A 22,381-nucleotide genomic window follows, 5' to 3' on the forward strand; every position below is an offset into this window, starting at 1 on the left:
TCGTTTGATTGTTGACAAGTCGTGAAATCTCCATTAATATTAATTTTATAAAAGAACTACAAAAACAAAAATAATGATGAACATATGATTAATAAACTTTACATATGCTCAAAATAGGAGGAAAACATTTTGAAAGTAGTGATGAAGACTGCTCAAGGGTATGACAACATGACCGTCATGGATATTCCTGAACCAAAGGTGGAAGGAGATCTGGTAAAAATTAAGATAGCCTATTCCGGAATATGCGGCACGGATCTCCATGCTTTTAAAGGGACGTATGCCAGCACGAAGACGCCTGTGGTTTTGGGGCATGAATTTTCCGGCATTGTTACTGAGGTGGGTCCGGAAGTTACGCGAATCAAGGTAGGGGACAGAGTGACCAGCGAAACCACTTTTGCTACCTGTGAGACGTGCGTTTACTGCAAAACGAAAGATTATAATCTTTGCTCCAATCGAAAAGGAATTGGTACCCACCAAAATGGAAGTATGGCGGAATATACACTTTCCAGGGAGGAAAGCATTCACGTGCTTCCGGATAATGTGAGTCTTCTTTCTGCTTCGCTGACGGAGCCTCTTGCTTGCTCTGTTCATGCAAGTATTGAGAAAGGCGACGTGCAAAAAGGCGAGACAATTTGTATTTTCGGTGCAGGAGCCATCGGCTTGCTTCTTGCTCAGGTTGCCAAAGCGCGAGGGGCTTACGTTATCCTGGCGGGACTTACCAGCGATGAAGAACGGTTTGCTGTTGGAAAAGAAAAAATTCTAGTAGACAGAACGGTAGATCAGATGAAAGAAAACCTTGCGGACGTGGTCAAGGAAATCACCGGTGGGGTCGGTGTGGACAAGGTGTTTGAATGCTCGGGAGCGGTTCCTGCTTTAAACAAAGGGCTGGAAATTGTGAAAAAGAAGGGGAAGGTCATTCAGATGGGCGTTTTTCCTTCGGAAAAGGAATGCATTGCAACGGATTTAATTCTGCACAAAGAGATTGAATATATCGGATCGAGGAGTCAAAAACCGAGTTCTTGGGAAAAATCCATCGAACTGCTTGCGGAGGGAACTGTTGTTCCGGAGGTGATCGTTACGAAGATCGTTTCTCTGGATGACTGGCGCGAAGGGTTTGACGCCTCCATAAACGGAGAAGGTGTCAAAGCGGTAATCTGCTGCAATGCGGGAATGGAATAAAAAACAACTTGATGTAGAAGGAAAAGTAGATGATAAGAAAACCTCCGAAGCGGATTGCTCAGGAGGTTTTTGTCGTTTTGTACGGAGAGGATGCTGCTGCGAAGATACTGCTGTAAAGGGAAGACCTTGATGTGTCAGTATTTGGTCATCGAAGCTCTAGCATACGTTTTGCCAAAGTTTCATCACAGATCATCGTGTTGATGTAGCCTGCTTTTACAGCTGCGACAGCAGGAAGTGCTTTCATTTCGGACACGGCGATTCCGATGGTCCATTTTGGTGTCTTTAATGCTTCCAATGGAGCTGCGATGACGTATTTGTTTTCCAGAGGGATTTCGTTGCCCTTGGCGTCGAACATTCGAGAAAGGAGATGTCCCACTACACCTTTGTTCAACAGGTTTTGGCGGTCGTCTTCCGTCAGATATCCAGCACGCTGCAGGGTGGACGTGCTGTCGAATAAAGAGCCGATCCCTGTCAATACTATATCTGTATTCAGTGTTCTTCTTAATGTGGACTGAATTTGAGGTTCTTTGGTCAGATAATTATGGACGATTTCGTTATCTACATAAGCGGGAGCATATATGTTGGAATAAGTTCCTTTTAACTTGGATGAAATTTTCATAGCGAGTTCCAGCCCGTCCAGAGAGGGATTTCCTGTTCCCAGGCACCCCACCATTTGAACGACATTAATGTTGTAAAATTCTCTTGGTTCAATGGCTTCGCACAAATGATTGGTGGCGGGGCCCCATGTGATGCCGATACTGATATTGTTATCCAGAATTGTACTTAAAAAGTGGGCTGCTGCTGTGCTGCATTTTTGGAGTGCTGCGTCGGTTTCGTAATTGCCGGAGATGACGACTGCGTCTTTGAGCTGAAAGCTGGTGCGCAGCTCTTTGGAAAGCTCCGGGTTTTTCTTGATGGGGCTGTGAATGATGATTTGGACGATGCCTGTTTCTCTCGCTTCGTCAAGAATGCGGGATACGGTGGGCCTGGAAGTACAAAGAATATCTGCGATGGCGTTCTGACTCAACCCTTGATGGTAGTATAATTCCGCTGCCCGTATCAGAAGGTCTTCTCTCGTTTCCATGTTATAAACTCCTTTGATGTATCGTTGGGTCTTTCAATCAAGAACATTGTATTACATAATTGAACATGTGTAAACTAAAAAATGGATGGACTATCAAAAAAGGGATTTCCGTCAAACTAATTGAAAGCATTGGAAAATGAATAAATTTAAGAAAGTTGTGGTTTGAGAAAACTAGTTTTTGTACAGAGAACTGATTCTTCATTACAAAAAATGTTGTTCCTGGTATGGTACAAACGTGCTACAATGAGTCCATTACGACAGCTAGTGAAAATGGAGAGTTTACTATGTATGAAAAACAAATCATAATTGAAAATCCGACAGGTCTTCACGCAAGGCCGGCGTCCCAACTGACCACTTTATGCAAGGGGTACTCTGATGCGGTGACAATACTTTGCGGTGAAACGGAGATTAATCCGAAAAGCATCGTCAGTGTTTTGTCGGGAGGGGTAAAAAAAGGTTCTGAAGTTATCGTTCGGGTTGTTGGACCTGAGGAAGAAAAAGTTGGAAATGAGATTGTCGCATTTCTTCAAAACTTAAAGGAGTAACACTTTGTTGTTACGGTAATGGTGTGTTATGGAACTGAACGGCAGAATGGTGAATGTTCTTAATGTAATGATTGACTCTTTTGAAAACGCGTGGGATACGGTATCTGTTTCCGACCTGCTTTCCGTACTCAAAATTACAAAAAGAAACTTCTACTACAATTTTGATAAGATAGGAAAATGGCTTAAGGAGAATAATCTGGGAACGGTGAGCCTAAATGAAGGCAGCTGTATCATGGAGTTTCCAAGGCTTGAAGAACTGAAAAAAATGCTGGAAAGCTCGACGGTTGATTATTTTATGTCAGCGGAAGAACGGCATGCCCTTGAGGTTCTTTATATCACCTTGTCGTCGGAGATCATTACCATCGACTATTTCCAGCAGATGTTCGATGTGAGTAAAAATACGATTCTTGCGGATATCAGAAAGCAAAAGGATAATTTGAGAGAATTTCAACTGGACATTAAATACTCTGCGAAACGGGGCTATTACATTGAAGGGGAAGAATTCTCGATTCGAAAATTTCTCGGGAATCAGGTTTACCGGCTGGAGCATATTCAATCAAAAAAAGAATTGTACACGCTGCTGGATCACGAGCTTTGTGAGATGACCGGAGAACGTCTTGATTTCAGGAAAAAGATACGGGAAGCGATTCGAATCTACGAAATGGAGATAGAAACGGACCTGGTACAAAGCTACGTGGAGCATGAGATGGTAATGATCTACATCGCTTACCGACGTTGTATGATGGGGCGGCATTTTGCAGCAGATGATCAAGAGAAAAAAACCCTCGAGAAGCTTCCTGAGTTTCGCGGTGTCCAGAAGATTGTCTCATACCTGAATGACAGCTGTGGGCTCTTGCTGTGCACCGAGGAGGCGTATTACATTACGATATTGCTGCTTGGTGTGAAGAACTTTGATTTCAACTCTATCATCGAGGAAAATGGATATATCAGCCGTGTAACGAAACAGTTCATCTCCAATGTGGAGAAAAATGCAAATATTACAATCAAGGACAGGGAACCTTTTTTCACCAGGTTGGCCTCTCATATCGGCCCCATGTACTACAGGGTAAAGTATGATATTAAGATTGAGAACCCGCTTTTGGATGACATCAGGTCTATGTACCGCAAGGCTTTTGAGATTACGAGAAACAGCATCTGCGAAGCGGACGGGGAGCTTGGCGGTCTTATTGATGATCGTGAAATGGCATATCTGGCCATGTATATCGGAGGGGAACTGCATCAGGTGGGGAGAGATAATCAGGAAGATATCATTCATGCTTCCAATGTGCTCATCGTATGCGGTGCCGGTGTGGCGGCTTCTGTGCTGATTAAGAGCCAGCTCATTGAACTCATTGGGGATCGTTTTGGTTTTGTCCTTTGCTCTGCTGGTAAGCTGAAAGATAAAGTCCTTGAGGAATATTCTTTGATTGTATCCACCATACGGCTCGACGAATTGCCGGAGCGTACCGTATATGTGGGCGCGGTATTGTCCGATCAGGATAAAAGGAAAATCATATCGGAACTGAACAAATCGAACATTAATTCGGTTCACGAATTTACGCTTGGGGACTTGATGAAAATTATTCAACAAGGCTCCCGGGGGAGCTTGAGTGCCGGAGAACTTGAAGAAATTAACTATGAACTGTGCAGGTTTTTTCATAACGGATAATCCGTTGCAGTATTTTCTTCAGGAAGAAAGCCTGGTATCAAAAGGGGAAGGGTGTGCTATTACGCAGAGTCAGTGCTATGACGCGTAACTGATGCCAACGGAAAAAGAAAAGGAGAGAGTGATATGGCAATTGTATTTAAAGAGCTTGTGAAAGCGTCTGTAACTGCGGTTGATAGTGAGGATGTGATTCGCCAGGTAGGGAAAATGCTTTATGACAATGGTTTTGTTAAGGATACCTATGTGGATGCAGTCGCGAATAGAGAGAAAGAATATCCTACGGGGCTGCAGTTAAAAGGAATTGCGGTAGCGATGCCGCATACGGACAGCTCTCATGTGCATAAGCCTGCAATCTGTGTGGCGAAGCTTGATAAACCTGTAGTCTTTGCGCACATGGGTGACCCGGATACCTTAGTTGAAGCGGAAATCATTTTTATGATGGCCATACAGAATCCGGATGAACAGATCGATAATTTGAGAAGTGTGCTCAAAGTATTTACCAGTGAAGAGGCGGTTAACGCTTTCCGAAATGCAAAGGATGACAGGGAACTGTACGAGGTTGCAGATCAATATCTAAATGAACAATAGAAAAATAATGAAGGACAATAGGGAGGAAAGAAAATGAAAAAAGTAAAAATTCTTTGTGTATGCGGCTCTGGTACAGTAAGTTCTGCAATGGTAGCTTCCAAACTGAGAGAACAACTGAAGGAAGTGGGATTTGACGCAGATACTGTTGAGACAAGCCCAAATGGAATTGAAACAGAAATTGCTGGTACGCATTATGATCTGATCGCATGCGTGAGCCCGGTTCACACTGACTACGGTATTCCAAAGGTTAATGCGGTTGGAATGCTCACGGGACTTGGTGAGGAAAAAGTCGTGGAAGACTGTGTTGCAATTCTAAAAACTGTTTAACAATTGCGGGAGGGCGCCTTGCAGTCTTGGGCAACGGAAGGTATCGATTCTCTTGTAACCCTTGGATCATACAAGGCGTCAAGCCTCTTGCAATGTTAATAGATGCTTAATTTAAAAGGAGGTTTTATTCATGACAGCAGGTTTTTTTCAAGCGCTAAGTAACGTATTCTCTACATTGGGCGCTGCCGTGTTTGTTCCGGTTATGCTATTTATTATAGCAAAGTTTATGGGCGTGAACAACAAAAAGGCATTTACATCTGCTTTGTTATGTGCGGTAGGTTTGACTGGCTTCAATTTAGTAATTGGAAGCTATAGCGGTGTTATTTCACCTGTGGTCAGTCAAATGGTTGAAAATGCAGGGGTTAATCTTCCTGTTCTGGATACCGGCTGGCAGTCCACGTCAGTTATCGCATATTCCACACAAATCGGACTTATCTTCATCGGTGTAGCAATCTTTTTGCAGATTGCATTGTTCTTCGTAAAATGGACCAATGTGTTCATGGCCAGTGACCTTTGGAATAACTATTCCTTCATGGTCTGGGGCTCCATGCTTTACGTTCTGACGAAGAATATCTGGCTTTCACTCGCTTTGATGATTGTTCAGAATCTTTACATCCTCTTATTCAGCGAAGTTGCTGCAAAACGGTGGTCTACGTACTATCAGTATCCGAACTGCTGTATGACGGCTCCTCACCATCTGGAATCTCTTCCTTTTGCGGTGCTGATGAATGTGCTTCTTGGCAAACTTGGGTTTGACAAAATCAAACTCAATGCAGAGGAACTTCAGAAAAAATTTGGAATTATGGGTGAGCCAATGTTTATCGGACTTGTTATTGGCGCACTGATTGCAATCATTGGTTATTACAATACGCTTGGTGAACTTGCGACTTGGGGTGTTGTTACCTCTTCTGCAATTTCAACAGCTGCGGTAATGGCTGTATTCCCGAAGGTTGCGGGAATCTTCGCTTCTGCTTTCACAACCCTTACAGATGCTTATAAGAAAAAGGCGGCTGCCAGCGGTCAGGGAAGAGAGTGGTACTTATCGGTTAATGATGCAGTAGGTTATGGAGAGCCGAACACGCTGGTAACCGGAATCCTGCTGATTCCAATCATGCTGCTCATTGCATTCATTCTGCCGGGAAATAAAATTCTGCCGATGCTTGACCTGGTTGCACTTCCATACATGGTAGAAGTATTTGTTGCTGTATCTCACGGAAACATTGCAAAGAGTATTGTGACGGGTGGTATCTGGTTCTCCCTGGGAATGCTGATCTGCTCCAATCTTGCTCCGACCTTCACTGAAGTTGCGGTGAATGCAGGATTCGAAATGTCTCAGGCTGGCGTTTATATCATCAGCTTCGGAATCATGTGTCATCCCCTGATTGCCGGATTGTTCTACGCCTTCTGGTCGCAAAACATATTTGTCATATCGGCGGTGGTCGTCCTGTATTTTGTTCTGTACTTCCTGTTCAGAAAATACAGAGTGCAGATTGTGGATTTCCTCGAAAGAAACAATCAGGATTCCCAGAAGCTTCCGGCTTAAAATTAACATAATCAATTCCATACCGCTGTTGTGACTGCAACAGCGGTTCGTTTTTAAAGACAGTAAAAAGGAGGGACTTGTATGTTGGAAGTGTTAAAGAATCAAAGAATAAAAGTAATTGCTGTGGGAGACTATTACGTATCTCCGGAAACCATGGTAAAGGCGGTGGAACAATCTCCTTTGAATGTATCGGAAATGATTACGTGTTTTTGGGGAGATGACGATCAACAGGCTTTTGCGGCGAGGCAGATCAATGTGGAACGAAATGGTCCTGAGGCAGAAGCTTATGCGGAAGGTATTGATGAGGAGATTGTAGATGCGGATGTTTTGATCACCCATTTTTCTCCAGTCCCTAGAAGCTTGATTGAAAAAGGAAAAAATTTAAAAGCGATTTTGACCTGCCGCGGAGGGTTGGAGCATATTTGCGTCGAGGCTGCCAGTGAACGAAATATCCCGGTGGTCAATGTGATCCGAAATGCAGAGCCGGTGGCGGACTTCGCACTGGGGATGATTCTTGCACTGACCAGAAACATTGCTGTTTCTCATTGCGGCATGATGCAGGGAGAGTGGATGAAGGACTTTCCGAATTCTGCCTTTACGACTACGCTGTCCCGGTTGACTGTCGGTCTGGCGGGCGTCGGCAACATTGGAATGGAGCTGGCCATTCGACTGAAAGCGTTAGGGGTAACACTCATTGCTCATGATGAATATACCACGCAAGAGAGGCTCGCAAAAAATGGGTTGGGAGATATGCGGCTGGTATCTTCTTTGGAAGAATTGTTTCGGGAAGCAGACGTTGTCAGTCTGCATTTGAGACTGACGGAGGAAAACCTTAAGGTGATCAATAGGAATTACTTCTCGTTGATGAAGCCTACTGCGTATTTTATCAATACGGCCAGAGGCGGACTGGTGAACCAGGAGGATTTGATACAGGCGCTAAAGGATAAAACCATTGCAGGTGCTGCGCTGGATGTTTATGATGCGGAACCTTTAGCTGCGGACTCGGAGCTGCGGAAGCTTGATAACGTTCTTTTGACCCCTCATATTGCGGGACAGACGGTAGATGCCATTCCCAATTCCCCCTTTATGCTGATGAAAGAGGTTGGGAAAATCATCAAAGACGGCATTGCGGACAGGATTGTCAACAATCATGCCTTGGAAAAGGAAGTGTTGTAACGGAATTTGCTTGCAGAACAGAATGTGTAAGAAAAATTACCCGTTGCAGAATGAAATGATGCAGAAAAATAATGAGATAAATTTAAGTAGAATGGACTTCTCCTTGCGGAGAATTGTATAGAAAAGATTACGAGGAGGTTACGATATGATATTGCAGCATGAAAGAGAACAGATTGTTGAATATGGGAAAAAGCTGATTGAAACAGGCCTTTCGGTAGGAACCTTTGGGAATCTCAGCATCTATAATCCCGCTGAGAATTTGATGGCCATCAGCCCCAGCGGGTTGGATTATTATCAAACAAAACCGGAAGACGTTGTTGTTCTGACACCGGGCGGAGAGCTGGTAGACGGAAAGCGAAGGCCATCCAGTGAATACGATATGCATCGGATTTTCTATCTGAAGCGACCGGGAATCAATGCGGTCGTCCATACCCATTCCAGATTTGCCACGACGCTGGCTTGCTTGAATTGGAGCATTGAGCCGCTCCATTATCTTGTGGGATATGCCGGAAAAGATGTACCTTGCAGTAAATACGTTCAATTTGGAACCTATGATCTGGCGGAATCTGCATTGGAAACCATGGGGGATCGGTATGCGTGCCTCCTTGGGAATCATGGTCTGCTGGCTTGTGGGGGAGAGATTGGTTATGCCTTTGATGTAGCACAGCAGATTGAATTTGTGTCGGAGCTTTATTATCGCTGCAAAGCAGCCGGTGAACCGGTTCTTCTCAGCGATGAGCAAATTTCCGGTGTGCTGGAAGGTTTTAAGACCTATGCGGTACGCGGATCAAAGTAGATGAAAAGGGAGAGGAACGAAACTATGAATCTTTTGCAGGGACTGATGGGCGCAGCGGGCTGCGCTTCGGGAACGGCGGTTGTGATAGAAAATCGGGATATTGTAATTGAAAAGAGGTTGGTGAAAGAACCTGAGACGGAGATTTCCGGAATCCAGGAAGCTAGAAAAAAATATGATCTTCAGTTGATGGAATTGGAGATGAAGGCGGAAAAGGAAGTGGGAGAAGACGGAGCTGGTATCTTCCTGGCCTATCGTGAAATGCTTTCGGATGACGTTTTTTTTGATAAGATTTTTAGTCAGATTCGTTTGGAAAAGGTGAATGCGGAATATGCGATTGACCAGGAGCGGGCCGAATTGGCTGGCATTTTTGAACAGATGGACGACGCATATTTGAAAGAGAGAGCAACGGATATTAACAACGTCTGTATAGAGCTGATTGCTGTGATTCAGAAGGTTGACCGCGGTATGGGCTTTGATCGGTCTCGCGGCAGCGACTTGATCGCTGTTGCTGAAGATCTGACGCCTGCTGATACCATCAAGATGGACAAGTCGATTCTGAAAGGGATTATAACGGAGACAGGAGGCGTTACTTCGCATACGGTGATACTGGCAAAAACTCTGGGGATTCCTGCGATCGTAGGTGTAAAGGGTGCTCGGTCTGCAATTTCTACAGGAGATGCTGTTCTGGTCTACGGCGATGAAGGGAAACTGGTCATTTGTCCGGGAGAAGCGGAGAAGAAAGAGTTTGAAACCAGATTGGATCAGGAAAGCCGCAAAAAAGCGCTGTTTGATTCTGCGAAAAGCCGTCCAGCAGTGACCCTTGACGGAAAAACGGTTCGTGTTAATATCAATTCCGGTGATTCGGACAGCATTGCGAATTTTAAATGTGATGAGTGTGACGGGGTGGGTCTTTTTAGAACGGAATTTATCTACATGGATCACAGTGACTATCCCACGGAAGAAGAGCAGTTTGAAATCTATCGCTCCATGGCGCAGATGAATCAGGGAAAGGAATTGATCATCAGAACCCTGGATATTGGCGGCGATAAACAACTGGAATATATGGATCTTCCCAAAGAGAGCAATCCGTTCCTCGGATATCGGGCCATCCGGCTCTGTCTCGAACGGGTGGATGTGTTTAAGACACAGCTGCGGGCCATTCTTCGTGCAGGTGTTTTCGGCGATGTAAAGATTATGTTTCCGATGATTGTAAATCTGGAAGAGCTTCTGAAAGCAAAAGAAATTCTTGAGGAAGCAAAGAAAGAGCTGAAGGCAGAAGGTACGGACTTCCGCGCTGATATTCCGGTTGGAATCATGGTTGAAACTCCGGCAGCTGTCCTGCTTAGCGACAAACTGGCTGAGGAGGTTTCTTTCTTCAGCATTGGCTCCAATGATTTGATTCAGTATACGACTGCGTCAGATCGTATGAATGAACGGGTACAGTCTCTGTATGACAGCTTTAATATATCGGTTCTCAGGAGCATTCGCATGGTTTGCGAAAATGCAGCACGTCATGGTGTGGCTGTGGGAATTTGCGGGGAAGCTGCATCGGATACAAAGCTTGTTCCTCTTTGGGTCGCGATGGGTGTGGATGAGCTCAGTATGGTGCCCTCTCAGGTTGCAAAAGTGAAATATATGATTGGAAGGCTTTCTAAGGAAGAGATGCAGCGGGAACTGGCTGAAGTTCTGGCTATGGGCAGGATTCAGGATGTGAAGGACAGGCTCGCAGAGATCGAGTCGAAGCTGCTGAATCAATAATGGCGATAACGAATATACAAAATTAACGAATTTATCAGGAGGAAGGGGTAATACGTGATGCATAAATGTGTTTACTGTGGAAAGAAATTTGAGGACGACTCCATAAAAGCCAGAGGGTTAACTCGTGAATTTGCAGTGTGCAGTGAAACCTGCAAAGAGGGAACGGAACGATATGTGCGGATGGATAAGAAGTACAAGCTTCATATGTACCTTGCAATTTTTGTAGCGGCTATCAGTATTTTGCTGAATTTGGTGTTGGGTAAGGGAATGATGCTAATCTACTGCATGCAGGTTCTGGCTGGCGTTGCGTTTTTGATCTTTCCTTATCCTATTTCCTCCTTTGAATCCTTTTATAGCTGCCCCATCAAGGCAGTGGTTTGGGTGTGCAGGATTATCGGAATGTTTTTCATCCTGTTCGGAATTTATCTAATCGCGGTGGCTTGAGGAGAAGGCGACTGGAATCCGCGGTAGAAGAATTCTGCTTGTGAGGGATGCTTGCAAAATCGTAATTGTTTAATAACGTCATGAGGTCAAATGGAAAAGCCGCAGGATTTTAGAAATCCTGCGGCTTTTCCTAATGGGAACAATTTGTCTACGACTCGATTCTCTTGACCAGTTCCTTAGGAATGGTCGCTGTATCCTGGCCATAGTATTTGAATACGTCGATGGACTGCTGGATCTGTTTGTCATTGAGCTTCTTTGTTTCACCGCATGCTCTTGCGGCAAGATAACATTTTGCCGACTCTTCCATGTAAACGGCGGCGTACAGTGCTTGCTTCAAAGAAGTGCCTACCGTCATGACGCCGTGGTTTGCAAGGATGACAGCGAGGCTGTCTCCAAGATTGTTGACTGTGTCGATTCCCATGTCGATGCTGCCCGGCGAGCTGAAAGGTGTCACTTTAACACTTCCTGCTGTTGCGTTGGCCAATGTAGTCAGATCGGCGCGGAATTCGTCCTCGATGAGACTGATGGCGGTGGCGTAGGGCTGGTGAGTGTGAATGACTGCGTTGAGATCCGGTCTTTTTTGGAAGATGTACAGAATGCCGTCTGTGTCGGAAGAAGGCTTTCTGTCTCCTTCGATGACCTTTCCTTCTATATCCATGACGATCACATCGTCGGCTTCCATATTTTCGTAGATCATTCCGGACGGGGTGATCAGAATTTCACCTGTGGCGGTTCTCAAACTGAGATTTCCTCCGGAAAGAGCAATCAGGCCATATCTATCCAAGGTCATTCCTGCTTTTATAATTTCTAATTTTTCTTTTTCAAACATTAGGCGTTACCTCCGCAATTCATCGTGTTGTTTTAAACCTATCATAACATAAATATGATCATACTTCAATGAAAATGGAAAAAATATAAGCAAAATTTCACTTAAGATTATTAGGAAATTTTTATGATTTATGCTGAATAATACTTAATAAAACCAGCAAAATTATTGAAATTCAAAGGAATTATATAAATGTACCTGTATAAATTCGTGATTGTTAACGTGAGGAAATCAGATGGATGTACTTGAACAAAAAGTACAAATGAAGAAATTGTGTTCAATGATATAATTTCTTTATTCTCCCTGTAATTTCTCCACATTATCTCCACACCAATCTGTTATGATAAACAAAATGAACGATGTTGATTTAGCAGTTGTGTAGCATAGCTGCTTATGTTATGCTTGAAATATACCATACGGGGGTATAGTATAAAAGTGAATAAAACGAGAAATGCTAGGAACAGTTCCTATAAGCCAGACGGAACAGAATGGAACGCAAGTGGAAATAAATGTGTGAGCAGGTGTCAATTCTGCCTGCAGTAAGGAGGACCTTCAATGCCAGAAATAAAGGATAGAAAAAAGACGGGGAAAGAGAGAGTCGAGGTGGATCAGATGTTTGCGAAGAGCGACGAAACGAGGCAAGCTCTTGAAAAGAGCAATGAGAATCCTTGTCATAGCTGCTCTGTTAAGAAGAACGCACAGGATGAGAATATCACCATCAGAGAAGAAAAGTTAAAAGCCAGCCTTGTTACGAGGCTCAATCGAGTGGAAGGCCAGGTGCGCGGTATCAAAGGTATGATTGAAAGAGACGTTTATTGCAACGATGTGCTCAATCAGATTGCGGCGGTTCAAGCAGCGCTGGATTCTGTCAGCAAGCTGGTTCTGGAAAATCATATTCGTGGCTGTCTTGTTGAAAAAATACAGGCTGGCGATGATAAAATCGTCGATGAATTGCTTGTTACCATTGGGAAAATGTTATAGAAAGGACGTGGATTTTGTGAAAGAGACATTAAAGATAACCGGAATGACCTGCGCTGCCTGCTCGGCCAGGATTGAAAAGGTTGTGGCCAAAATGGAGGGAGTCGAAGAGATTTCCGTGAATCTTGCCACAGAGAAGGCAGTGGTTGCTTATGATCCGGGCAGGACTACGCTGGATCAGATCAAGGAGCGGATCGAAAAAGCAGGATATGGAGCTGCAGAGATCCAAAAGAAGGCAGCTGTGGTGGATGAAGATAAACTTCAGAAGGAGAAAGAAATCAAAACGCTATGGATCAAATTCTGGGTCTCCACCGTATTTGCTGTGCCGCTGCTGTACTTTGCCATGGGCTCAATGATTTGGTGGCTGCGGTTTCCCATCCCGTTCGTTTTCAACCCGATGCAGTTTCCGCTGAACTATGCGATTCTGCAGATCGTGCTTACCATCCCCATCGTTGCAGCGGGGTACAGGTTCTATACGGTGGGATATAAGGCGATCTTAAACCGAAGTCCCAATATGGACTCACTCATTGCAATGGGAACGACGGCTGCAATCATATACAGTCTCTACTCGGTTTATGAAATAACACAAGGCAACTTTGGTGCAGTAGAAGGGCTCTATTTTGAAACTGCAGGGGTCATTATTACATTAATCCTGCTCGGTAAATCTCTGGAAGCAGTTTCCAAAGGGAGGACGTCAGAGGCGATCAAAAAGCTCATGGGTCTAGCACCGAAAACAGCTACCGTCATCAAAGATGGTAAGGAATATGAAGTACCCATTGAGGATGTTGAAATCGGCCACATCATTCTTGTGAAGCCGGGAGAGAAAATTCCTGTTGATGGCGTGGTTACCGAGGGTAATACCTCTGTGGATGAATCCATGCTCACAGGCGAAAGTATCCCTGTTGAAAAAAGAGCAGGGGATCCGGTCTATGCTGCCAGCATCAACAAAAACGGACTCATCCGGTTTGAAGCGAAAAAAGTCGGAGGGGATACTGCTCTTGCGCAGATCATCAAGCTGGTGGAAGAAGCACAGGGGTCCAAGGCCCCCATTGCACAGATGGCCGATGTGGTTTCCGGTTACTTTGTGCCTATCGTATTTGTCATTGCAGTGCTCGCGTTTCTGGCATGGTTTATCAGCGGAGAGTCTCTTGTATTTTCTCTCACCATATTCATTGCCATCCTCGTGATCGCCTGCCCTTGTGCACTAGGGCTTGCAACACCTACCGCTATCATGGTGGGTACTGGTAAGGGGGCTGAGTACGGCATCCTTATTAAAGGCGGTGAGGCCCTTGAAACAACCCATAAGATCAACACCATCGTCTTTGATAAAACGGGAACCATCACGGAAGGAAAGCCGGAAGTTACCGATATCATTACTGCAAATGGAATCCACCGAACAGATCTGCTCCAGCTGGCTGCCTCTGCCGAGAAGGGTTCTGAGCATCCGCTGGGTGAGGCAATCGTGAACAAAGCCGAGGCCGAAGCGCTTGAATTTCTTAAGGTAGAAGAATTTGCAGCAATTCCTGGGCATGGTATCGAGGTGGTCATCGCTGGAAAGAAACTTCTGCTCGGCAATCGTAAACTGATGAAGGAGCGATCCGTCGATTTGACAGGATTGGAGCAGGAATCAGACCGCCTTGCAGGGGAAGGAAAGACGCCGATGTACATCGCAGCAGACGGAAGGATTTCTGGAATCATTGCTGTTGCTGATGTGGTCAAAGCAAGCAGCCAAAAGGCTATTGACAAATTAAAATCCATGGGGCTTGAGGTGGCAATGATCACCGGAGACAATCGGAAGACTGCAGAAGCCATCGCAAAACAGGTAGGGATTGACCGTGTTCTTGCAGAAGTACTTCCCCAGGATAAATCCAATGAGGTGAAGAAACTTCAGAGTGAAGGAAAACAGGTTGCGATGGTTGGAGATGGAATTAATGATGCACCGGCACTTGCTCAGGCGGATATCGGTATTGCCATCGGTTCGGGAACAGACGTTGCCATGGAATCTGCGGATATCGTTCTGATGAAAAGCGATTTGATGGATGTTCCTGCGGCCATTCAGCTGAGCAAGAGTACCATCCGAAACATAAAACAAAACCTTTTCTGGGCATTTGGTTACAATGTGATCGGCATTCCCATTGCCGCCGGGGTACTCCATCTGTTTGGCGGACCGCTTCTGAATCCGATTTTCGCTGCCGCCGCAATGTCCCTCAGTTCTGTATCCGTATTGACCAACGCGCTGAGACTGAAGCGTTTCAAACCGTTTCGATGAGAAATCATTCCATTATGGAGGAACGAACCCCTCGTTTGAGTGATGTACAATTTGTTGAAGATATTGAAGAATGATAGAGATTGATAAATAGGATCGATTAGGCCGCAGCAGCGGCAGAATGGAGAGAAGTATGAAGAAAAAAATAATCATTGCCGCTCTGGCTATGGCGCTGCTGCCTGTACTGGCTGCATGCGCAGGCACGGATGTGGTGGGTAGTGAGTCTGTCAATTCTTTTCAAAAAGTGTTGACTGCGATGGATCAGAATGTTATCGAGGATGAAATGAACGGAGGCTGGGCGCTTGTTTCACCGGATGGGACAGAGCGGTTTATTTGGAGCAGAGATTACAGTTCGGGAAATCCCCATGACGTTATGCTGGAATTTGATGCCAAGCCCTTCCTGGATGCTGGGCTTGATCCGAGCAAACTCGCACCTGGAATTCTTGTAGAGGATAAAATCATGGTTGGATCTGATCTTGGCGATGAAAAGCTAAGCTACAAAGGGGACGTCACCCCACTGGCATCCTATGAGAAGCTGGTGGAGCTTTACCGGGATAGAATCAAATATCATGCAGATCTTGACCATTACGGAGTCAACGTCGGCGACAGAAATATGTTTGAATGGGCCAAGGATATGAGCACCAACGATAAGGACATTGTGTTTGTTGTAGATCCTGCGCAATTCATAGATGCTGGTGTCGAGCCGGAAAAAGTGGAAGGCTGGGTTTTTGCAAAGGTTAAAGTGATGGATGAAAATGGGAAGCCAATTGAAGTAGATAAATTTTTAAAGCCCTTTTCGATTCAATAAACATTGGGTACAATGAAAGTATCAAACGTTAAATTTGTAAGTTGAATGCTGTGATTTTCAGCATTCAATCCGATCTGGAGGTAAATACCATGGAAAAGAAAGTTTTAAATGTCGAAGGAATGTCCTGCCTGCATTGTGTTAACGCGGTGACAAATGCGCTGACCGCCCTGGATGGTGTGGGTGATGTGGCAATAGATCTTGAGGGGAAGACCGTTGCAGTGGAATATGATGGAGATAAGGTCTCTCTTGATGCCATTCGAGATGCCATTGAAGAAGAAGGCTATGATGTCGTGTGAGCGGCGGTATGAAGAATAATGGAAAGAAAGTCCTTGTAGTCGATGATGAGGTGAAAATACTGGAAGTCCTCCGATCCTTCCTGGAAAGCAAAGATTATACGGTATTCACCGCGGAAGACGGAAAACAGGCATTGTCCATCTTTGAGAAGGAAAGCATCTCTTTCGTGATTCTGGATCTAATGCTGCCGGATCTTACCGGTGAAGAGATCTGCGAGAGGATCAGGCAGAAATCGCGGGTGCCGATTATTATGCTGACGGCAAAGGTCGAGGAAGAAGCTATTCTGAACGGCCTTGCCGTCGGTGCAGATGATTACATCACCAAGCCCTTTCGCCTGAAAGAGCTCCATGCCAGGATGGAAGCAGTATCGCGCAGGTCTTCGGAGGACCTGCTTCCTCTCTATCGCAGAATGTCCTTTTGCAGTGGGGATTTGGAAGTGGATATGGATACGCGGGAGATTAAAAAGAGCGGGTGCCAAATCAGTTTGACACCCAATGAGTTTAAGATACTAGCCGCGTTGATCAAATATCCCAATAAGGTCTTTACCCGGGAAGAACTGATTGCTGCAGCGTTCGGAGAAGACTTTGAGGGGTATGATCGCTCTGTTGACAGCCATATTAAAAACCTGAGGCAAAAGATTGAGACGGATTCAAAAAATCCGCTTTACGTTGTCACCGTCCATGGAATTGGATACAAATTCGGAGGAAAATAGGATGAAGTTCAGTTTAAAAGCAAAGCTCTCAATGGCCATCGCCCTGGTGGCTTTGCTTACTGTCGCGCTGATCAGCCTTCTGGCCAATTATTTTATCCAGAGCAGGTTTGAAGGGTATATTGCTTCACAGCAGGAAAAGACTGCGGATCAGATCGTGGAAAGCATCAGTGTTCAGTACGACAGCGATGCAGATCAGTGGAATACGGATTTCGTCCATACCATAGGAATGTATGCACTCTATGACGGTTACATTGTAAAGGTCATTGATCAATATGGAAAGACGGTATGGGATGCATTGACCTGCGATATGAAGCTTTGCACGAAGGTGATGGATGACATCAGCCATCGCATGATGATGGAGTATCCGACGATGAATGGCGAATTCACCACAAGAGATTTTCCGGTGGAACAGGATGGAAAACAAATTGGTACTGTGGCTATCGGTTATTATGGTCCTTTCTTTTTCAGTGAGGACGATTTCCAATTTCTAAAAGCACTGAATCAAATTTTGATTCTGATCGGGGGGCTTTCTCTAATCATATCAGCAGGCACGGGCGTGTTTCTCGCCAGGCGGTTGAGTCGCCCTATCCTTAAAACTGCCGGTGCTGCGGGCGATATTGCCGCAGGAAAATATAATACCCGGATAGACGCAGAGACAGGCACGAAAGAGGTAGATGCCCTGATCAGTTCCATCAACCACCTTGCCGATTCTTTGGAGCAGCAAGAAACATTGAGGAGGCAGCTGACCGCTGACGTAGCTCATGAACTGCGAACTCCGCTTGCGACTGTCCAGACTCATGTGGAGGCGATGATGGAAGGAATTTGGGAGCCAACAAGAGATCGACTGGAAAGCTGCTATGAGGAGATGAGTCGACTTGGAAACCTTGTCAGCGACCTTGAGCGGTTGGCTCGAATTGAAAGCAGCAATCTGAAGTTGAATAAGACGGAACTTGATTTGGCTGCTCTGACAGCACGAATTCTTGTTAGTTTTGAAAAGGATCTTAAAGACAAAAACCTTAATGCTGAGATTCACGGGTCCTGTTCGCTGATCAGCGCTGACAGTGACAGAATGAGTCAGGTACTGGTAAACCTCATCTCGAATGCGGTGAAATATACGCTGGAAGGCGGAGAAATCAACATTACCTTATCAGATAAGGAAGCTTCAGTAGTATTCAATATCAGGGACAATGGGATCGGGATACCGAAAGAAGAGCTCCCGTTCATCTTTGAGCGATTTTACAGAGCAGATAAATCCAGAAACCGTAATACAGGGGGTACAGGTATCGGCCTTGCCATTGTAAAATCAATTGTATCAGCTCATGGCGGTACAGTGGAGGCCGAGAGCAGACTGAATGAAGGAAGTGATTTTACAATGATTCTTCCAAAAAATCTAGAAGAAAACGGAAGGCAGACGAAACTCACGTAACTGCCTAAAGGGGGAAATATGAAAAAGAGTACATTGATTATACTAGTAGTTGCTGTATTTGCAGCAGCTGCAGCAGCCTTTGTGCTGCTTGCACCGAAGGACGGCGATCTTGCTTTGAGTGGGAATCCTACGAAGGAAGCTGTGCTGAATGAAAACGGGGATCTGGTTATTTCCGGTTCGGATATCACAGAAACTGCTGCCTTTTACACATATAATGAACTGGATAAAAAGATGGAAATCATAGCGGTGAAAGCATCTGACGGCACGATCAGGACTGCATTTAATACCTGTCAGGTGTGTTACAGCTCGGGAAAAGGGTATTATATTCAAGAAGGTGAGTTTTTGGTCTGCCAGAATTGTGGGAATCGATTTGGAATGGATGAAGTTGAGCTGACGAAGGGTGGCTGTAATCCGGTTCCGATCACAGATGAATATAAGACGGAAGCGGATGGTGTGATTACAATACCAAAGGATTTCCTCGAAGAAGCGCAGGTCATTTTCGAAAATTGGAAGATATAGGCTGCCATCGATAACGGGCTATATTGGATTGGAAGGAAGGAATAGAGATGAACGAATTTAGAATGATCAAGCGAATCGTCAAAGGACAGCCGGCTCAGGATGGCGCCGGTGTTAAGCTGGTGAGGGTATTCGGACAGAACGATGTAAAGGAATTTGATCCCTTTCTTATGCTGGATGCCTTCGATTCGCTAGATCCGCTGGATTACATCAGGGGGTTTCCATGGCATCCTCATCGAGGAATTGAGACCATTACCTATTTGATAGAGGGAAAAATCGAGCACGGTGACAGTCTGGGAAACAACGGATTCATTGGAAGCGGAGACTGTCAGTGGATGACCGCCGGTTCCGGAATCATTCATCAGGAAATGCCAAAGCCTTCGCCGAGAATGCTGGGGGTTCAGCTCTGGCTCAATCTGCCGCAGAAAGACAAAATGACACATCCTCAGTATCATGACATTAAAAGCAGTGATATTCCAGTGATGAAAGAAGAAGGGGCTGTCATACGGCTGATTTCCGGCGAACTAAATGGGAATACCGGTGCAATGGAAGGGGATTATGTAAAACCGCTTTATTTTGACGCGGATGTTGCCCCTGGCAAAGAGTGGACCTTCGAGACAAATCCGGAAGACAATCTGTTTTTGTATATCCTGAAAGGTGCCGGTACCTTTGGCTCGGAAGAAGGAGACTATGCTCGGGAGAAAAGCGCAGTGCTGTTTGAAGCTGGAAACAAATTTCGGGTGAGGGCGGCTGAAGAGGGGATTCGTTTTCTTCTCCTTGCGGCGAAACCACTGAAAGAGCCCATCGCTTGGGGCGGACCCATCGTTATGAACACCAGGGAAGAGCTTGAGCTGGCTTTCCGGGAGCTGGATCACAATACGTTTATTAAAGAGACGCTGGTTTAGTCAGCGTTTTGCAAGATCGAATTCGACTTTAAATCCGGAATGGAGAAATAACGGAGAAATAAGAATGCCGAAAAAGAACCAAACCGAAGAAATAAAAACAACGCTCCAGCTTGTTCATCATGAGCTGGAGCCCATTTATGACTACGGCTCAAGAGTGCTGATCTTGGGTACCATGCCCTCGCCCAAATCAAGGGAAGAGGGTTTTTATTATGCGCATCCTCAGAATCGCCTCTGGAGGGTACTTTCCGAATTGATGGGGGAAACACTGCCAGTGTCAACAGCGGAAAAGAAGGCGTTTCTTCGAAGGCATCACATCGCCATGTGGGATGTGCTGAAATCCTGCCGTATCAAAGGTGCAGATGACAGCAGTATTTCCGGAGCGGAGCCAAACGATATCAATTCCATTCTGTCTGCGTCGAATATCCGGGCAGTTTTCACCACAGGGAAAAAAGCAACGGATCTTTATCAAAGACTATGTTACCCCATAACGGGAGTTCCTTCCCGATATCTTCCGTCGACGAGTCCCGCTAACTGCAGGAACTGTACGTTAGAGACACTGAAGGACGATTACCGGATAATTCTTGACTATTTATAGTGATTTGAGCTGTTTGGTTAGCAGTAAGGCTCGCAATAACCCTTCAATAGTGATAAAAATAATTGTCAAATATGCAAAAGATATTTATAATGTGACTATTGGAATATCGCATGGGGCTTAAAATCATCACGGAGGTTATTATGCTGGGATTATCTGCGATCAGAGATACCGTTATGAACGTTGCAGAGGCGATTACTGCTGCTTTGGAAATCGAGACGGAAATTGTTGATGCAAATCTGGAGATCATCGGCGGAACAGGACGCTATACTCATAAAATAGGGAGTTTTGAAGAAGATGGCAATATTGATTCAGGGGCGATTTATGGAAAGTTGCTGAAGTCAGGACGAAACTATGTTTGCGTCGATCCGGAATCGGATCTGGAATATGATCCTCAAGAAGGGGAAATGGCAGAAATTTGTTGTCCAATCAAGCTAGAAGGCATGATCGTCGGCTTGATCGGCCTTGTTGCCTTCAATGAAGAACAGCGGGATAAAATCGTCATGAATAAGGATACGCTGACGCTATTTTTGGAACGGATGGCTGAACTGCTTGCAAGCAAGCTGTCTGAGTCAGAAAAGAGAAATCAGCTGCAGAGTATTGTTGAATCCATTCATGAGGGCTTAATTGCCATAGACAATGATTGCAGAATTAAATCATGCAATTATGAAGCTGAAAAATTACTGGGGATCAAAAGAGAGTTCATTGAAGGCTCCTTGCTTTCTGAAATTTGGGAGATCAAAGATGCGGAACGAGTCATTAAGTCGGGCATTGCGGCAAAGGATAAGGAAGTCATCTATAGGGGAAGGGGAGAAGCGGAAAAACGGTTTCTTTGTTCAGTGGTTCCAATTCAAGCAGAAAACAGAGAGATGCGGGGGTTCTCTGCTTTGGGAGCCATGATACTCTTTCAGAATATTTCCGAGGTAAGAGAGCGGATGTATCAGATGACCGGCGTTGATAAGCACACAACCTTTCAAGATATTATTGGAGTGAGTGATCCGATGCTGCGTGCGAAGCGGAGAACCCTTCAGGTCTCTTCCAGTGATTCCACCATTTTAATCACCGGTGAAAGCGGCACAGGAAAAGAGCTGTTTGCTAGAGCGATTCATGCGGAGAGTCCGCGAAACGGATATCCTTTCATAGCGATCAACTGTGGCGCTATTCCTGAGATGCTCTTGGAAAGTGAGTTGTTTGGTTATGAAAAGGGAGCATTTACAGGTGCTGATTCCAGAGGAAAACCTGGCAAGTTCGAGATCGCCCACAAAGGAACCATCTTCTTGGATGAAATCGGTGATCTGCCGCTTCACCTGCAGGTAAAGCTTCTGCATGCTATTCAGAATCGCAGAATCGAGCGGGTGGGAAGTATCAGTCCCATTGATATTGACGTTCGTATTATCGCCGCTACAAACAAAAATCTTGAAAAGATGATCGCTGCTCGAGAATTTCGTGAGGATCTATTTTTCAGACTCAATGTTATCCCCATACAAATACCTCCTCTGAGAGAGAGAGACGGGGATATAGAGCTTTTGCTAAACTATGCGCTGGATAAATTCAACAAGCTTCTTGGGAAGAAGATCCAAAGATTCAGCCATGATGCGCTGCGCTCGCTGCTGAACTACGGCTGGCCTGGAAACGTCAGGGAGCTTGAAAATGTTGTTGAATATGCCATCAACATGGAGATGAGTGAAGAAATTAATAAGGGAAATCTTCCTGACAAGATCCTAAGATTGCAGCGAAGCACGGGAGGCAGGATCAGCTTGAAGGAAAAGCTGGATGACTATCAAAGGGTGCTGATTGAAGAATGCCTTAATGAAACGGGCAGATCTACCGAAGATAAGATCATCGCAGCCAAGAAACTCGGAATCAGTGAATCCACCCTCTACAGGAGAATCAGGGAGCTTGGAATTCGCGGATAAAAAAAGAAACTCTGCACAAAAAAAGATGCATGGACA

The 22,381-nt window shown here is 45.1% G+C and carries 22 protein-coding genes; 20 read left to right on the forward strand and 2 right to left on the reverse strand.

Annotated features, from left to right (window positions below; all coding sequences use genetic code 11):
* Positions 1 to 129: 129 nt before the first annotated feature.
* Positions 130 to 1,179 carry a zinc-binding dehydrogenase gene (locus FRZ06_01960; GenBank protein QOX62202.1) on the forward strand — a complete coding sequence of 350 codons (1,050 nt, stop codon included), beginning with the start codon at positions 130 to 132 and terminating at the stop codon, positions 1,177 to 1,179.
* Between the two features lie 145 nt (positions 1,180 to 1,324).
* On the opposite strand, the gene FRZ06_01965 is transcribed toward FRZ06_01960, so the two are convergent.
* The gene (locus FRZ06_01965; GenBank protein ID QOX62203.1) at positions 1,325 to 2,263 is read right to left on the reverse strand and encodes a hypothetical protein; all 939 of its coding nucleotides are present in this window, start codon (positions 2,261 to 2,263) and stop codon (positions 1,325 to 1,327) included.
* Positions 2,264 to 2,547: 284 nt separating this feature from the next.
* On the opposite strand from FRZ06_01965, the gene FRZ06_01970 reads away from it, so the two are divergent.
* The 9 genes from FRZ06_01970 (at position 2,548) to FRZ06_02010 (ending at position 11,106) form a co-directional block, all read left to right on the forward strand.
* Complete coding sequence (locus tag FRZ06_01970; protein QOX62204.1) at positions 2,548 to 2,808, forward strand: HPr family phosphocarrier protein; 261 nt, start codon at positions 2,548 to 2,550, stop codon at positions 2,806 to 2,808.
* Between the two features lie 28 nt (positions 2,809 to 2,836).
* Positions 2,837 to 4,477, forward strand: coding sequence for a transcription antiterminator (locus FRZ06_01975; GenBank protein QOX62205.1), 1,641 nt, complete (start codon positions 2,837 to 2,839; stop codon positions 4,475 to 4,477).
* 123 nt (positions 4,478 to 4,600) lie between these two features.
* The gene (locus tag FRZ06_01980) at positions 4,601 to 5,062 is read left to right on the forward strand and encodes a PTS sugar transporter subunit IIA (protein QOX62206.1); all 462 of its coding nucleotides are present in this window, start codon (positions 4,601 to 4,603) and stop codon (positions 5,060 to 5,062) included.
* 33 nt (positions 5,063 to 5,095) lie between these two features.
* Positions 5,096 to 5,389: a PTS fructose transporter subunit IIB gene (locus FRZ06_01985; GenBank protein ID QOX62207.1), complete on the forward strand. Its 294-nt coding sequence runs from the start codon at positions 5,096 to 5,098 to the stop codon at positions 5,387 to 5,389.
* A 130-nt stretch (positions 5,390 to 5,519) separates the two neighbouring features.
* Positions 5,520 to 6,932: a PTS galactitol transporter subunit IIC gene (locus FRZ06_01990; GenBank protein ID QOX62208.1), complete on the forward strand. Its 1,413-nt coding sequence runs from the start codon at positions 5,520 to 5,522 to the stop codon at positions 6,930 to 6,932.
* An 81-nt stretch (positions 6,933 to 7,013) separates the two neighbouring features.
* Positions 7,014 to 8,108: a phosphoglycerate dehydrogenase gene (locus tag FRZ06_01995; protein ID QOX62209.1), complete on the forward strand. Its 1,095-nt coding sequence runs from the start codon at positions 7,014 to 7,016 to the stop codon at positions 8,106 to 8,108.
* 145 nt (positions 8,109 to 8,253) lie between these two features.
* A complete protein-coding gene (locus tag FRZ06_02000) occupies positions 8,254 to 8,904 on the forward strand; it encodes an L-fuculose-phosphate aldolase (GenBank protein QOX62210.1) in 651 nt (216 codons plus the stop codon).
* Entirely contained in the window at positions 8,905 to 10,662 is a 1,758-nt protein-coding gene (gene ptsP / locus FRZ06_02005) for a phosphoenolpyruvate--protein phosphotransferase (protein QOX62211.1), read from the forward strand. It abuts the gene before it with no gap.
* A gap of 54 nt (positions 10,663 to 10,716) precedes the next feature.
* The gene (locus FRZ06_02010) at positions 10,717 to 11,106 is read left to right on the forward strand and encodes a hypothetical protein (GenBank protein QOX62212.1); all 390 of its coding nucleotides are present in this window, start codon (positions 10,717 to 10,719) and stop codon (positions 11,104 to 11,106) included.
* A 148-nt stretch (positions 11,107 to 11,254) separates the two neighbouring features.
* Here FRZ06_02010 and FRZ06_02015 read toward each other — a convergent pair whose 3' ends face one another.
* Complete coding sequence (locus FRZ06_02015; GenBank protein QOX62213.1) at positions 11,255 to 11,935, reverse strand: class II aldolase/adducin family protein; 681 nt, start codon at positions 11,933 to 11,935, stop codon at positions 11,255 to 11,257.
* Between the two features lie 552 nt (positions 11,936 to 12,487).
* On the opposite strand from FRZ06_02015, the gene FRZ06_02020 reads away from it, so the two are divergent.
* The 10 genes from FRZ06_02020 (at position 12,488) to FRZ06_02065 (ending at position 22,345) form a co-directional block, all read left to right on the forward strand.
* Positions 12,488 to 12,913: a metal-sensing transcriptional repressor gene (locus FRZ06_02020; protein QOX62214.1), complete on the forward strand. Its 426-nt coding sequence runs from the start codon at positions 12,488 to 12,490 to the stop codon at positions 12,911 to 12,913.
* On the forward strand, positions 12,756 to 15,179 hold the full coding sequence (locus FRZ06_02025; GenBank protein ID QOX62215.1) for a copper-translocating P-type ATPase: 2,424 nt from the start codon (positions 12,756 to 12,758) through the stop codon (positions 15,177 to 15,179). Before FRZ06_02020 ends, FRZ06_02025 begins: the two co-directional genes overlap by 158 nt.
* Before the next feature lie 130 nt (positions 15,180 to 15,309).
* On the forward strand, positions 15,310 to 15,984 hold the full coding sequence (locus FRZ06_02030; GenBank protein QOX62216.1) for a hypothetical protein: 675 nt from the start codon (positions 15,310 to 15,312) through the stop codon (positions 15,982 to 15,984).
* Positions 15,985 to 16,073: 89 nt separating this feature from the next.
* Positions 16,074 to 16,280 carry a copper chaperone CopZ gene (gene copZ / locus FRZ06_02035; protein ID QOX62217.1) on the forward strand — a complete coding sequence of 69 codons (207 nt, stop codon included), beginning with the start codon at positions 16,074 to 16,076 and terminating at the stop codon, positions 16,278 to 16,280.
* 8 nt (positions 16,281 to 16,288) lie between these two features.
* Entirely contained in the window at positions 16,289 to 16,990 is a 702-nt protein-coding gene (locus FRZ06_02040) for a response regulator transcription factor (protein ID QOX62218.1), read from the forward strand.
* A gap of 1 nt (position 16,991) precedes the next feature.
* A complete protein-coding gene (locus FRZ06_02045) occupies positions 16,992 to 18,416 on the forward strand; it encodes a HAMP domain-containing histidine kinase (protein ID QOX62219.1) in 1,425 nt (474 codons plus the stop codon).
* A gap of 18 nt (positions 18,417 to 18,434) precedes the next feature.
* A complete protein-coding gene (locus tag FRZ06_02050; GenBank protein QOX62220.1) occupies positions 18,435 to 18,935 on the forward strand; it encodes a DUF2318 domain-containing protein in 501 nt (166 codons plus the stop codon).
* 47 nt (positions 18,936 to 18,982) lie between these two features.
* Positions 18,983 to 19,837, forward strand: coding sequence for a pirin family protein (locus tag FRZ06_02055; GenBank protein ID QOX62221.1), 855 nt, complete (start codon positions 18,983 to 18,985; stop codon positions 19,835 to 19,837).
* A gap of 64 nt (positions 19,838 to 19,901) precedes the next feature.
* Entirely contained in the window at positions 19,902 to 20,432 is a 531-nt protein-coding gene (locus FRZ06_02060) for a DNA-deoxyinosine glycosylase (protein ID QOX62222.1), read from the forward strand.
* Positions 20,433 to 20,572: 140 nt separating this feature from the next.
* Entirely contained in the window at positions 20,573 to 22,345 is a 1,773-nt protein-coding gene (locus FRZ06_02065) for a PAS domain-containing protein (protein ID QOX62223.1), read from the forward strand.
* Positions 22,346 to 22,381: the final 36 nt, after the last annotated feature.

The organism is Clostridiales bacterium (assembly GCA_015243575.1).
GTDB lineage: Bacteria > Bacillota > Clostridia > Peptostreptococcales > Anaerovoracaceae > Anoxybacterium > Anoxybacterium hadale.